Genomic DNA, 12,379 nt, shown 5'->3' on the forward strand with positions numbered 1-12,379 from the left:
GAGGCGGTATGCGAACGATTTCCTGATCACCGGTAAATATCCATGGGGTTATGGTATATAGCACTACATCATATTCTAAAGCTTTATTTCCACCCGGCATAGAGGTGGAAAACCATGTTATGCTAACAGGTGACGGATATTGGGTTTTCGCTTATAAATTGCAACTACCTGAGATCTATTCTCTGGGTGAAAAGGAATTTGATGCCTTGCATGGTATTTGGCTCCAAGCCTTTAAAAATTTACCGGATCAAACCATTGTTTTAAAACAGGATCATTACAAGAGAAAGTCCTATCAGGAACCTTCAATATCGAAGGCATCTTTTCTCCAAAAGGCCACCGATAAACACTTTAGAGACCGTGACTACCTGGAACATCAAAGCATTTTGTTTTTGTGTTTTCCCATAGAGTTTACAGCATCTGAGCATACAATGACTGCCCCTTTTAATAAATCATTTGCTTCGCAGAAAAAGGTTGCGCTGACGACCTTAGAGCAATACAAACAGAAGGCCCAGGAGGTGGTTCATTACCTAAAAAATCAATCGCTGATCGATATTTTCCCATTAAAAGAAGCGGAGATCAGGAAGCTTTCAATGGCCTACTGGAATGCTTTTCAGAATGATTATACCACGGACATCGTGTTCCATGCTGCGGGCATTCAGGCAGGAGAAAAACAGGTAGGATTGGTTTCGGTAAATCATGAAAAAGCCTTAGGAACTTCAGTTTCGAATGTCCGGATACACCCCAGGTATTCCAACGACCGTTTCCAATTATTTGAAGGATCCCTGGATGGGTTGGGTTTGGATATTGCTTTTGATCATGTGGTTTGCCAACGCATTGTTTTGGAAAGCACACCACAGTGGAGGGCATTGCTCAATAAAAGAAGGATGGAACTAAAAAAGAGTATGCATTTTGGTTCAGAAAACAGGGTCAACCTGAGGCGAATTGAAAAGTATTTGGAAATACTGGAGGAAGACGAAACCATTCGCATGGTAAGGGGACAGCTAAGTATCCTTTATTATGGAGAAGATCGCCAGACCCTGCGGCAGATCAGTCAATTGATCAATACCAAAATGAAAGAACTGGATATAACCCCTCATTATCCCATGGGCCCGGAATTGCACCGGTATTTTAAAGCCAATTATTTTGGACTCCCCGGGGCATTCCAGGACGAAGATCACTATGTAAGTCATCTTGCCCAGGCGTTGTGTTTATGGATACAAACCGGGAGGTATAAAAGCGATACGGAGGGTATTTGGTTTACTGATCGCCATCAGGACATTCCTGTATTGAAGGATGTATGGGATCGCAAAAATAAAAGCATCAAGGCCCGTAATTTTGCTGTTTTAGCTCCTACAGGAGAGGGTAAAAGTTTTCTGGCCAATCACATGCTGCGACAGTTTTATGAGCAGGAAGTACGCCTGATCATCATCGACCTGGGAGGGTCTTATCAAAAATTTGGAGCCTTATATCCTGACGATCATCAGATCATTAAATATGAATATGGAAAAGGACTGGGAATCAATCCGTTTTATCTGGATCCAGGCGTTGCCGTTACCTCAGATAAGATTGAGGATCTGGTGCATTTTCTTCATGAGTTATACGCTCCGGGAGCAGCTTTAAAGCGTGTTGAAAAGGTTGCCCTGAAAAACAGTTTGGTGGTTTATTACCGGGAGGAGGTTTCAAAACACTCTTTAGAGGGTTACTTACACTTTTTAAAAGGCTATAAGGATAGATTAATGAGCAAGGGAGATGCTTCTGATCATTTTGATTTTGACGAGCTTTCATTTGTGTTGTCAGAGTATGTGGGAGATGGTTTATATGGATTTCTTTTTAAGGAAAGCAATGGCAGTACTCATGACATAAGCCAGAAAAGGATCATCATTTTTGAACTGGATGAGATCCGGGATCACCAGGAGCTTTTATCTGTCATGCTTACCCTGATCAGAACTACCATTCATCGGTATATATGGGCGGACCGGTCCAAGCGGGGTTTGATCCTATTCGATGAATTCGCGAAGCAATTACAATTTCCGAATGTCTTGCAGCAAGTGGCCTATTATTATCAGGCGATACGAAAACAAAATGCGGCTGTGGGTGTCATTTTACAATCCATCAGTCAACTCCCCGAAAATCATCTTTCCAATAGTATAATTGACAATACCCAGGTGATCTATGCTTTAAGAAACGAAAAGGGTTACGCTCCCTTTAAAGAACGGTTTCATTTATCCTCTCATGATCTGGAACAACTACAGTCGCTGACCAATCGATTTGTTGGAGACAGAAGGTATACAGAGGTATTTATAAAAGTGGGGAAACACAGCAATGTATACCGGCTGGAGGTTGCCCCGGAAGCCTATGCGGCTTATCTCACGGATGGCCCGGAATATCATGAGTTAATGATGCTATACCAAGAGCTCGGCGCTATGGAAGCAGCCATTGTAAAATTTGTAGATCAAAAAAACTTAGGGGTATGAAGTTATATATATTTCTGTTGATCGGGGTATTACTTTTTTCCTTTCGGCTAGGGGCACAAGGTATGCCGGTATATGACAACACCAATTTCCTCACCCTTGGAAAACAACTCTTAGAGTCCGGAAAACAAACCTCCCAATTGATTCAAACTGTGAACTTCCTTAAGCAGCAAAAGCAGCGATTGGAACAAGTAAACGGGGTCATCCGGGATTTAAAGCTCATAGGGGAGATCATCGAGGATCATAAAATCTTATATGTGGAGATCCAAGGGGATTTCAACCAATTGGGAGGCAGTAACCTTCTGGCAAATGATGAACTCCGGGAGTTATCCGAATCTCTGGAGAAGACTATGGCTTCCTCCATGGATGACTTGGATATGATCCGGCAACTGCTCCGGAATGATCATTTTAAAATGACTGATAAGGACCGTATTGATCTATTGGAGCAACGAAGGAAGCGCATGGAAGAATCGAGGGCTATTTGTAAAACTCAAATGGGCCGCTATAGGGCTATGGTCGATTTCAGGAAAATGGTGGCAAGAGCTGTCGATAATCTTGGAGGACAATGACGCTGAACCTGGAATATGTAGACGCGGTTTTTAAAACGCTACAAGACTCGGATCTTTCCCGGTATACGCTTATCGGGGTTAAGGTGTTAGCAGTTCTCCTATTTTTGATCAATCTAATAAAAAAGTATGTGGAGGGTACAGCCAATACCAAAGAGGTCACCTGGGGGCTTACTCCGGCAGATCTTATAAAGAATTTGGCGGTTGTACTTCTGGTCATCTTTTCCCATGAGATCCTTTTTCAATTGGATAGGGTATTGGTTGCCATTGAAAACCAATACAGGCAGGTGGCTCCGGATTTGGTTCCATTGCAACTCCAGGGCTTTGATCTGAGCCAAGATGTCCATTGGTCGGATTTGGGTACCAAGGCCCTCTCTACCATTTACGAGTACATTACCACCCCTTTTTACCCCATGAGAATTGTAGCCTTTATATTAAGCGTGTTTTTATGGTTACTGGATCTGATCATCTATCCTTTATTCCTGGCAGAACGGTTCTTTATCCTGGGATTGATGCAGGTGTTTTTCCCATTGATCATCAGCCTTTCGGTGTTTGAGAAATTCAGAACGATGGGTTATAATTTTTTCCGGCTCTATATCGCCATATATATGCTGGTACCGTCATTTTTTTTGGTAAACGTCTTCATCAATGGCCTTTTCACAGAAGCTAACCAGAACTTTTGGAGTGAGCTCACGGGCTCGGTACCTGAAGATAATTTGATGGCACCGGTTATTGAATTAGGAGTGGTCAGTTTTATGGTACTACTCAAATTTAAACTCTATCGCAAAGCTACTTCATTCACCCTTCGAATGTTCACCAACTAAGATAAAGGCTATGAAAAGCACCTTATTCAAAATCTACGATACCCTGGCCCTTCACCGGTTGGTTACACTGACTGCATTAGTGATATCCGGGCTTATCAGTGGGCTATCCTTATGGTTTCATTTTAAAACACAACAGGAGCTCCGCCATAAGTCTTATGTCATTGACCCTGCCGGGGGGGTTCTTCCCATCCGTTGGAGTTCGACAAGTGAGCAGTTGGAGGTAGAGGTTCGCGCCCATATACAAACGTTCATAGAGTTGTTTTATGGACTGGAACCGGCCAGTATGCAGAAAAATCTTTCCAAGGCGCTCTGGCTGGCAGATCGAAGCGTGGATGAACTGTATCAGCAGAAGAAATCAGATGGGGTGTACAATCGTATTTTACAATATGCTTTGATCCATCAAGTAAAAAGTGTTTCCATCGAGTTGAGTGAGGAGCAAAGAAACCCCACATTTATCACGGAGGTTATTTTTCAGGTGGCACGAGGAACTTCGGTGGATCACTATCGACTGGTAGCCACTGGAGAACTGCGGAATGTCGAAAGAGACTTTCCCAATAATCCTCATGGTCTCTTGATTACCAATTATTACGAACAATCCTTAAAAAAGATCCCTAATGAAATTGTCCAGGAATAAACTGATCTATCTCTCTATCGTTGCGAGCGTCCTAATATTTATTATCGGTTATGGCATTTCCGTTTTACATTCGGAGGAAGCGAACGACCCATTACGATCTCCGGAGATTCCGATGTCTACCAGTCATGACTCTCAATTTAAGGATCGTTTGGAGGCGATTGATCAGATTAAAGAGGAGCGAGAGCTCGTCCTTCCAGAGATCTATCCGTGGGAAAGCGATAGTATCGTAGCTACTCCGGAACTCCGTATAGTTCAGGATACGCTGCTTCAAATGGATTATTCGGAATTGAGAGCAATCACCCAAAGAGAAACGATTAGGGATGTGTCGGATTTACCGGTAAAGGATACTGAAGAACCTAGACCATTTAAGAAAAATGAAGGAATTTTCACAAGCATATTTATTCAGGATACTAGAACCACTGTGCTTAAAGCGATGGTATACTCCACTCAAAAAATTCGTTCAGGGTCCAGACTGAAACTTTCTATTTCAATAGATCGCTGGGGGCAAGGTGACAAAGCGTTTCCTCAAATGGTTTATGGAATTTGTAAGGTGAATGGCAGTAGAGTTCATGTGGAAGTTTTGATGGATGATGGACAGCGGTGGATAGCTTATGATTCCCAGGATCATGAAAAGGGAATTTATGTTCGCACTACAAAGCAACAAAAGATAACTGATGGTATGGCCCGGGAAGTCAGTACAGAAATTCAGATTCCCGGGGTACCTCTAGTGCCCAGGATTGGGAATCTTTTTAGGCAAAGAAATCCGGGAGGGGCGGTGCTACTTTACGATCAATTTGAATTCATTTTAAAACCGAAGTTATGAGAATACAACTAATAGCTGCGATGGCTGTAAACTTGATTATTTCGATCATGGGACTCCATGGACAGGAGTTGCAGGTTATCGCAGTAAATGAGCAAAAGAAGGTGGCTATGTTTTTCCCGAGTCCGATTCGTCAAGCCACCACCGGTTCTGAGGATTTCCAATTCTCCTACAATGAACAAACCCCTCAATATTTTGGAATTCTTCAAGGGCGAAAGGCCCCGGAGAGTAATCTTCTGGTGATCACCAACGATGGCAGGGTGTATTCCTATTTGTTGAAGTACCGGGAGGAACTATCCCGAACCAATTATTTTATTACTGATAGTATGGCTATAGGGAAGGAGAGTGGAGTAGATTTGGAAGAAAAGGTGCCCAAGGTGGATTCTGTACACTATGAAAAGGCTGGGGCGTATGTATTACAAAAAGCACACACACTCCAAAAATCAAAAAAGCAAAGCGGGATCGCTTTCACGGTCTTGGATATTCTATATGTGGAGAAGGAATTGTTTGTGGCTTTTGAAATTGATAATAGCAGTAAAGACCTCTACGAGGTTGAATCCGTAAACACTATTATTGAACATGGAAAGGATCGGGCAGGAAGGTCCTTCCAGGAATTAAACTTAGAAGAAGTCTATCATTTCCACACCCCTAAAGTGGTATTGCCCCAGACTACACAGCGGTTTGTGATCGCTTACCGAAGAATTGGAATCGGAGGGAAGGCACGATTACGATTTTATCTTAGGGAAAAAAATGGATACCGAAATCTTAAGATCTAAGACTGCATCAAATGTTCGAATTCCTGGTTCAGGGATTGGATAACTTTTGAGTCGATCGTTCGGACCCGGGATTCATGATTGTTATAGATTCCCGAGCGAGTAAAATTCAGGGAACCCAGGTAGGCAATTTTGTTATCGATGATATAGAATTTGGTATGCAATCTGTTGCGGCTGTTAGGACTCCAGAGCTTGGTCGGGAAAATGAATCTTTGGGATGGGATGGATTTCCACCTAAATAGTGAGAAAGTGGACAGAAGTACTAAAAGCACAGGAACTATTAAGGATGGCTTTTCTATTTGATATAACACAAATAACAGGACCATAGAAATGAGCACGATGAACCATCCAACATATTTTGAAGCATACCCAGGGAAGAAAGCGTTTGATGAAGGCGTCAATATGGGATAAAATAATTGGTGTAACCTGGAGGTTTCTTTCGATTCCGGCCTTTGACTGATCAGGGAAATTTGCACTCCTTTTTGGTGAAGTTCTTTAAGTACTTCTAGCATTTTTGGAGAGATAAAAGGGGAAACAATTTTAATGGATTTCTCCGCATGACGCAGATCATTCAGGAGCTTGTTTCCGGCTCCTTTTCCAACATAAATATCGCATTCAACACGGTTAGTAAACATGATTAATGAGTATAAATCAACCCTATAATTTACGAAAATTATGGCAGATTTTTACCCTGTGAACTACGGCAAATGATGATAAAGAATTAATAATTAAGGGATTGGTTTTCGGATTACTTGTTTATATTTATAGAAATTATTCTACATATGGAAATTCAACCTACAGCAACTTCAGCAGGGGTGGATCATCAGTTTGATCACTGCCTATTGCTTTTAGCAAAATTCAAATCCTATTATGAAAAATTTGGAGATGGTACTATTTCAAAGGGGCAATTTGAAAAACAATGGTTGGTGTTGAAAGCCTTGTACCTGGAATTGGAGCAGGTACATGTCAAAGGCAATGCATTGATTGCTTCTGAATTATACAGAGATTTCTGTTTTCAGGCCTTAGGACTTATGAATAGCATTGGACTCCATCGCTAGTCTTTCCAAAAGCAGATCTTCTTTTTTAAGGATGGGGAGGGATCGGTGTAGATTCTTATTTGGAAAGGACAGTAGCTGACTCCTGGCATCAGAGCTTGCTATAAACTGGCCGGTTTGCAGTTTAAAGAATTGGTTGGCACGGATCTTATGTACTTCCTTTTCGCTGGAGGTGATCCGGGTATCAAAACTCAGGTTCATGCCTTTACTCACGCTTCGTGTTTTCGTTTTTATAAGTTCCAGGAATTGCTCGTAGTATTTGGCGGTTTCCGGATCGTTGGCTTTCCCAAAGAATTGATAAGAAAGGTTGGCTAAGATGGCCCGGCTCATTTTTTCTCCATACAGGACATCGTTTTGTACCTTATCCTGGAGGACATAGATGGTTGCGATGTTGTAGGAACGCATTGTAGCAGGGATCCGATGCATATTAAGCAGTCGCAAGGTTGGTGCTTCTTCCATGAGCAAAAAAGAAGGTCTGCGATGGCGTACGCTCATCTGCTTCATGATCACATGGAGAATGGCAGATATGATGGGGCTGTACGCGGATTCGAATTTAGGGTTATTCACCAGGCAAATGACCCCCGGGTTTATAGGATGGTTACATTCCAGGGGAACTTCATCTTGAGAGATCACCTTTCTGATTCTTTGGGTATTGATCTTTTTAAGTCCGTTGGCCAGGGTACTGAGCACCCCAGCGGTTTGCCGTTCAGATTCGAGTCCATTTAAAAAGGCAGAAGCCATTCCACGGGCTATGGAATCCTGATTTATGAATTCAGCGAGTTGCTCACTTCGATTCGCAATAAAAAAGTCGATCAACGCGGGAAGGTTGCAGGTATCGGGATCCTTTTGTTTGAACATCCAAATAAGTCCGGCCAGTAATCCTTCCGCGGCATCCTGGAAGAACTTTGAGGAACCCTCAGCCCCGGATTCTTTTAACTCCATGAGATTTTCGATAAGCACCCTGGAAAATTCATTTACCGATTCCTCATCTCTCATGTATTTTGGAGCAATAGGATTCACGCGGTTATAGAAGCGATCGAAAGAAATAATATAGAAGGGGAGGTCATTGGTTTTAAAAACTGGGTAGGCTAGTTCAGTGAGTTCAAAATTTTTATAATCATAGATCACCCCCGAAAAGTTGTGGGAGGCCAGATGCATCATTAGGGGGTGAATCAAGCTTTCCGTTTTACCACTCCCTGCAGCACCGATAATAGAGATCCCTTTTCTTAGATTATCGATCATCCAGGTGGAATTTTCACCTTTTAGCGAGACTGAGTAAGGATGATCATGTTTTTTACGGTTGGAAGGGTTGATGGAAAACCATCCCAGGATTAAGGCCTGGATCATGAGGCCAGGGGAGAGGATCCAAGTAAGGACTGATATTGGAGGGCCATTTGTGATAAAAAATGCCACAAAGGCACAAGCAAAAAGGAGTACAGAAATATTCCAAACAAAGGAGAAACGACTGATTCTTAATCCAAGGAGAAATAAGAAAATCAGCACAAAATGCACGATGAAAAATAGACTCAATTGCATATGATTTTAATATCCTATAGAGCTTGATTTGATACTTAATTCTAAAGCCTTTTGAATCCTTTTAAAGGCTTGCATAGCCAATTTAGTCTGAGAAGTGCTAAGCAAAGGAGACAAGATCTGAGTTGAGCTTTCCCTTAATATTCGAAACGCCAGCTGTCTTTCATCTGGAGGGAGTGAAGCAAGTTGCTTATATACTATGACAGGAGATTTTATAATGTCCTTCCGAAGTTGAAAGGATTCTGCGGGGTTACGGTTATACTGGAATGTCTTGTCAAAAAGGGTTTCAGCATGCTGATAGAATTCATTTCGATTGAATCCCCGGGCTATTTTCTTATGGTTAAGAATAGTTTCTGAAGATTTATAGGAACTGCCAGGGGAGAGGCTGTACCGGTTACTACGGTCTTTCCTACTGACAATAACATGTACATGAATCTGGTCTCCTGGTTTATGCATTCCGGGGATGATCGGTTCACCGTTCAACTTATGCGGGATCTGTTCAAAGATGGCATCTTTTTGTTTTTGCAGTTTATTGATACTTGATGATTCTGCCAGTTGGGTGATTTGGTTATTTAGCTGGGCGATCTGTTTTATATAGGTAGCATTTTCTTTTACCTGCCAGTCAAATTCTTTGAAGGTGCGCTGAAATTCAATTTTGGCAAAATAAAACAGATCCTTCTCAGTAACCGGGTGACCATCAATGTTGCGGTTGAAATTATTTGCGTAGATCTTCATGAGCTCCCTGGTATACTTTTGCATGTGTTCGGGGGAGGCTTTAATGTGTTCTAATTCCCGCTTACTTGGACTGATGACCAAGGAAAAGAACCTGGGAGTATTCCTTCTTAGTTTAGCCGTATTGTGATCGATAGCCTGGATGACTTGTTCTGCTGAGACAATATCCCGGGACTGATCAAAAAAGAAATTATATTTCGAAGTTGGATCGGTGTCATTCTCTTTTTCCAGATAGGCTACCAGGTCAGCGACTGAATTGTGATAGGTAGACCCAAGTTTTTGTGGAGTTATGGTGACATACATGATTTAAACTAATTAAAGGTGTTTAGTAGTTTTTCGTATTCGGTATCTGAAAGTTGAATACGGAAATAGCTTTTCGAAAATGGGGGAGAGACCGGTTCGATCTTTCGGACCAGATCCTGAATTTGATGGTGCAAAAGCTTACAGTGATTTTCCAGTTCTGAAAGCTCATTTGAATCTTGGTGCTTTGATGGAGGTCGGTTTTGTGGTTGTTCTTCAAACAACAATTGTAACAGGGCCAGGATAGGTTTGGTTTGATTTTTCTCAATGTTTCGAATAATGGATATGGTTTCTTCGATACGTTGAACAATAGGATGGTCGTTTGAGATTACTTCCGGTTGTTGATCCTCGCTTTCATGATAGTGATCAAGGAGAAATTTTAAGGCTTGAGACTGCATTAATCCTTGGTGCTTGGCAAAGTCTCTGAATTGATCAATAATGTCTTTGTAGGCTCTAATGTTAGCGTAAGTATTCATGTAAAACCAATTGAATATTTTTTATGTAATCGGGATGGAGCATGGATAAAGTTGATCTTCCAGAACCCCTTGTTATACTTGATGTTAAAGGAATTATTGATAAAAGCAACGAGCTTCAGCGCGTTGCCCTCTTGCTATTCCTTTATCAAGTTTTTATTTATCTGTAATGCAGGAGTGGAATTGCGTGTATTTTAACAATCGGGACAATCTTTTTTGAAGTATTTATAACAGAAGAAAGGAATCCTTAATTATCCTGTAATCAAAACCTCTATACTTTTTATATCCGGAGCGTTTTCCTTTTTTTGAAAAACTATGAAAGTTCATCATAACTTTATGAAGAAGGAGAGATCACTATACTTCCTATAGAGCCGTCGCTGTTCCCTTTTCATGGAGAACCAATAATTTTTCAATTATAAAGTGACTTATAAATAGGGAGAGATCGACCGGTTTATGCAGTCACAATAATTGAAAAATTAATTCCTTCAATGAAAAGGGAGAGGGATGGGGAGTACACTTTGGAATCTTAATATTAAAAAATTAGATTTTATACTATATGTTTGTACATGTGATGAACATTATTCTATAAACAAGTTATAAAACAAGTATTTTTACCAAAGAATATAGGAAGTATTAATCTCGGTTAATAACTATCCTGCGCAGCAAGTTCTTTTGGCTTGCTGTTTTTTTTTATGATGAATTGCAACGTAATAGGCTTCACTTTTTCAAGGGCGTACATGAGCAACAGTAGTTTTCCCTGAGTGGCAACCTGCCCAATAATGGGCGTGGATTTAGTGGATCTAAGGCGTTGGTAAAAAGGTTTCAGAGTCGGGTTGCATCGCACCGCCGTCATGGATGGCATATGAAGTACCGCTCGGATATGGTGGTTTCCCTTCTTACTGATCTTCGATTTCCCTTTCATGGTTCCCGACTCGCGTAAGACCGCATCATAGCCTAAATGGCTGGCGAGTGGTATGGCACTGGTGATATCTTTAAAGCCTAAGGTCTCCCCAATCACTGTAGCTGCCGCTACAAGGGAGATCCCGGGAATACTAATCAGGTAATCCATTTTCTGCATAAACTCTGGATCCGTTTCCATAAGCTCTTGCATTTCCTTTTCCACCTGGGCGATCTGCTTGTTTAACATAGCAAGGCGCTGTTTAGTCGTTTTAACCTTCGTTTGTCATAAGAACCTCCATAGTTGTGCATAAAATATGCTTCGGAAATATGAACGATGTACTTGATGTGCAGCAGATTCTCGAAGAGTTGCTTTTTGTATTCCGGGATGGAGTTGGCCACGTCCATCCAGCCGTTCAGGATGCGCAGGCTATGGAGTATCTCCCGTAAGAATATGGTTTGTTGTGCCAGGATAGCAAGTTGGTAAATGAAACGGCTAAAAAAAAAGGACAGGCAATCAGGAGGGTTAAAAACAAAAATCCACCCCGGAAGGGTGGATTGGTGATATTAGGTTTAAGATATTAAGGAGATATCGTCAAGCTCGTGTGCGAGTTGGTGTAAGCCGGTAGAGATTTTTTTAAGTTTTTTATCTGATAGCGACGTTATTCCTTTGGTATACTGTCTGAATAAACTTTTGTTAATGTGCAGATAGCTTTCGGCAAATGCAGATTTGTTGATCACTTTAAAATAATCAAAAAACTGTTGAAGATCAATGTGATAATCGATGGTGTAATCATCGGTAGATAATTCACTTCCCTCAGTTTCATTGAGGTAATCTAGATGATGAAATAAGGATTCGTTTAACGAATTCTTAAGTTCAGCAAGTGAATCACCTACAGCAATTACGCCATCCATTTCTTTAATATAGGCTGAAAATCCCGTTCCGGTTTTTTCAACGATTGCGGTTAAAAGGGTTTTGGACAGTTTCATCACGTTTTAAGTTTTGTTTCAATAGGATTTTATTTTGGTAAAAAAGGCAGGGTTATTTCAACCCTGCCTGCTTTAGAATACTATTCATAGTACCTGTTGCCAGTTCTTTACTTCCGTGGCGGGGAAGTGTAATTTGGCCACTTTTTTCTTTATGCCTGTACATATCGTGGTTGCCCCCGTGTCTATGTAGGTACCAGCCATCTTTTAGGAGTAGCCGCCGAATTTCGCTGACTTTAGCCATAACAAAAGAATTTTAAGTCAGTATGTCAATGAACGCTTTGTTCAGATACAAATATAACAAAAATGTTATA

The 12,379-nt window shown here is 41.3% G+C and carries 15 protein-coding genes; 8 read left to right on the plus strand and 7 right to left on the minus strand.

Annotated elements, in window-relative coordinates; genetic code table 11:
- The first annotated feature begins 50 nt into the window (after nucleotides 1-50).
- Genes E7Z59_RS08160 through E7Z59_RS08185 form a run of 6 tightly spaced genes read left to right on the plus strand, consistent with a single transcriptional unit; the run spans nucleotide 51 to nucleotide 6,091 of the window.
- The gene (locus E7Z59_RS08160; RefSeq protein WP_136335828.1) at nucleotides 51-2,474 is read left to right on the plus strand and encodes a TraG family conjugative transposon ATPase; all 2,424 of its coding nucleotides are present in this window, start codon (nucleotides 51-53) and stop codon (nucleotides 2,472-2,474) included.
- Nucleotides 2,471-3,040 (plus strand): conjugal transfer protein, encoded by a 570-nt coding sequence (locus tag E7Z59_RS08165; protein WP_136335829.1) that lies wholly within the window; start codon nucleotides 2,471-2,473, stop codon nucleotides 3,038-3,040. The genes E7Z59_RS08160 and E7Z59_RS08165 overlap by 4 nt, the downstream gene beginning before the upstream one ends.
- Nucleotides 3,037-3,861 (plus strand): hypothetical protein, encoded by an 825-nt coding sequence (locus E7Z59_RS08170; RefSeq protein WP_136335830.1) that lies wholly within the window; start codon nucleotides 3,037-3,039, stop codon nucleotides 3,859-3,861. The genes E7Z59_RS08165 and E7Z59_RS08170 overlap by 4 nt, the downstream gene beginning before the upstream one ends.
- A gap of 10 nt (nucleotides 3,862-3,871) precedes the next feature.
- Nucleotides 3,872-4,495 carry a VirB8/TrbF family protein gene (locus E7Z59_RS08175; RefSeq protein WP_136335831.1) on the plus strand — a complete coding sequence of 208 codons (624 nt, stop codon included), beginning with the start codon at nucleotides 3,872-3,874 and terminating at the stop codon, nucleotides 4,493-4,495.
- On the plus strand, nucleotides 4,476-5,318 hold the full coding sequence (traM, locus tag E7Z59_RS08180) for a conjugative transposon protein TraM (RefSeq protein ID WP_136335832.1): 843 nt from the start codon (nucleotides 4,476-4,478) through the stop codon (nucleotides 5,316-5,318). The genes E7Z59_RS08175 and traM overlap by 20 nt, the downstream gene beginning before the upstream one ends.
- Nucleotides 5,315-6,091, plus strand: coding sequence for a DUF4138 domain-containing protein (locus E7Z59_RS08185; protein WP_136335833.1), 777 nt, complete (start codon nucleotides 5,315-5,317; stop codon nucleotides 6,089-6,091). Before traM ends, E7Z59_RS08185 begins: the two co-directional genes overlap by 4 nt.
- Here the strand turns inward: E7Z59_RS08185 and E7Z59_RS15410 are convergent.
- The gene (locus tag E7Z59_RS15410; RefSeq protein WP_242015656.1) at nucleotides 6,088-6,723 is read right to left on the minus strand and encodes a phospholipase D-like domain-containing protein; all 636 of its coding nucleotides are present in this window, start codon (nucleotides 6,721-6,723) and stop codon (nucleotides 6,088-6,090) included. The two genes, E7Z59_RS08185 and E7Z59_RS15410, sit on opposite strands and share 4 nt — an antisense overlap.
- 147 nt (nucleotides 6,724-6,870) lie before the next feature.
- Between E7Z59_RS15410 and E7Z59_RS08195 the strand changes: the two genes are divergently transcribed.
- Nucleotides 6,871-7,146: a hypothetical protein gene (locus tag E7Z59_RS08195; RefSeq protein WP_136335834.1), complete on the plus strand. Its 276-nt coding sequence runs from the start codon at nucleotides 6,871-6,873 to the stop codon at nucleotides 7,144-7,146.
- Here E7Z59_RS08195 and E7Z59_RS08200 read toward each other — a convergent pair.
- The 4 genes from E7Z59_RS08200 to E7Z59_RS08215 form a co-directional block, all read right to left on the minus strand.
- Complete coding sequence (locus E7Z59_RS08200) at nucleotides 7,111-8,385, minus strand: type IV secretory system conjugative DNA transfer family protein (RefSeq protein ID WP_168731261.1); 1,275 nt, start codon at nucleotides 8,383-8,385, stop codon at nucleotides 7,111-7,113. The two genes, E7Z59_RS08195 and E7Z59_RS08200, sit on opposite strands and share 36 nt — an antisense overlap.
- 300 nt (nucleotides 8,386-8,685) lie before the next feature.
- Nucleotides 8,686-9,711 (minus strand): MobB family relaxase, encoded by a 1,026-nt coding sequence (mobB, locus tag E7Z59_RS08205; protein ID WP_136335836.1) that lies wholly within the window; start codon nucleotides 9,709-9,711, stop codon nucleotides 8,686-8,688.
- Nucleotides 9,712-9,719: 8 nt separating this feature from the next.
- A complete protein-coding gene (locus E7Z59_RS08210; RefSeq protein WP_136335837.1) occupies nucleotides 9,720-10,184 on the minus strand; it encodes a BfmA/BtgA family mobilization protein in 465 nt (154 codons plus the stop codon).
- 640 nt (nucleotides 10,185-10,824) lie between these two features.
- Complete coding sequence (locus tag E7Z59_RS08215; protein ID WP_136335838.1) at nucleotides 10,825-11,328, minus strand: transposase; 504 nt, start codon at nucleotides 11,326-11,328, stop codon at nucleotides 10,825-10,827.
- A 56-nt stretch (nucleotides 11,329-11,384) separates the two neighbouring features.
- On the opposite strand from E7Z59_RS08215, the gene E7Z59_RS15235 reads away from it, so the two are divergent.
- Nucleotides 11,385-11,528, plus strand: coding sequence for a hypothetical protein (locus E7Z59_RS15235; protein ID WP_168731262.1), 144 nt, complete (start codon nucleotides 11,385-11,387; stop codon nucleotides 11,526-11,528).
- A 123-nt stretch (nucleotides 11,529-11,651) separates the two neighbouring features.
- Here E7Z59_RS15235 and E7Z59_RS08220 read toward each other — a convergent pair whose 3' ends face one another.
- Nucleotides 11,652-12,068: a hypothetical protein gene (locus E7Z59_RS08220; protein WP_136335839.1), complete on the minus strand. Its 417-nt coding sequence runs from the start codon at nucleotides 12,066-12,068 to the stop codon at nucleotides 11,652-11,654.
- Between the two features lie 52 nt (nucleotides 12,069-12,120).
- Nucleotides 12,121-12,309: a type II toxin-antitoxin system HicA family toxin gene (locus E7Z59_RS08225; protein ID WP_136335840.1), complete on the minus strand. Its 189-nt coding sequence runs from the start codon at nucleotides 12,307-12,309 to the stop codon at nucleotides 12,121-12,123.
- Between the last annotated feature and the right edge of the window lie 70 nt (nucleotides 12,310-12,379).

It is taken from the genome of Robertkochia marina (genome assembly GCF_004799345.1).
Lineage (GTDB): Bacteria > Bacteroidota > Bacteroidia > Flavobacteriales > Flavobacteriaceae > Robertkochia > Robertkochia marina.

Coding starts and splice junctions, on each gene's coding strand:
- E7Z59_RS08185 (WP_136335833.1), top strand. CDS start 5,315: ATGAGAATACAACTAATAGCTGCGATGGCTGTAAACTTGATTATTTCG.
- E7Z59_RS08215 (WP_136335838.1), bottom strand. CDS start 11,328: ATGTTAAACAAGCAGATCGCCCAGGTGGAAAAGGAAATGCAAGAGCTT.
- E7Z59_RS08175 (WP_136335831.1), top strand. CDS start 3,872: ATGAAAAGCACCTTATTCAAAATCTACGATACCCTGGCCCTTCACCGG.
- E7Z59_RS08200 (WP_168731261.1), bottom strand. CDS start 8,385: ATGATCGATAATCTAAGAAAAGGGATCTCTATTATCGGTGCTGCAGGG.
- mobB (WP_136335836.1), bottom strand. CDS start 9,711: ATGTATGTCACCATAACTCCACAAAAACTTGGGTCTACCTATCACAAT.
- E7Z59_RS08220 (WP_136335839.1), bottom strand. CDS start 12,068: ATGAAACTGTCCAAAACCCTTTTAACCGCAATCGTTGAAAAAACCGGA.
- E7Z59_RS08210 (WP_136335837.1), bottom strand. CDS start 10,184: ATGAATACTTACGCTAACATTAGAGCCTACAAAGACATTATTGATCAA.
- E7Z59_RS08160 (WP_136335828.1), top strand. CDS start 51: ATGGTATATAGCACTACATCATATTCTAAAGCTTTATTTCCACCCGGC.
- E7Z59_RS08225 (WP_136335840.1), bottom strand. CDS start 12,309: ATGGCTAAAGTCAGCGAAATTCGGCGGCTACTCCTAAAAGATGGCTGG.
- E7Z59_RS15410 (WP_242015656.1), bottom strand. CDS start 6,723: ATGTTTACTAACCGTGTTGAATGCGATATTTATGTTGGAAAAGGAGCC.
- E7Z59_RS08170 (WP_136335830.1), top strand. CDS start 3,037: ATGACGCTGAACCTGGAATATGTAGACGCGGTTTTTAAAACGCTACAA.
- E7Z59_RS08195 (WP_136335834.1), top strand. CDS start 6,871: ATGGAAATTCAACCTACAGCAACTTCAGCAGGGGTGGATCATCAGTTT.
- traM (WP_136335832.1), top strand. CDS start 4,476: ATGAAATTGTCCAGGAATAAACTGATCTATCTCTCTATCGTTGCGAGC.
- E7Z59_RS08165 (WP_136335829.1), top strand. CDS start 2,471: ATGAAGTTATATATATTTCTGTTGATCGGGGTATTACTTTTTTCCTTT.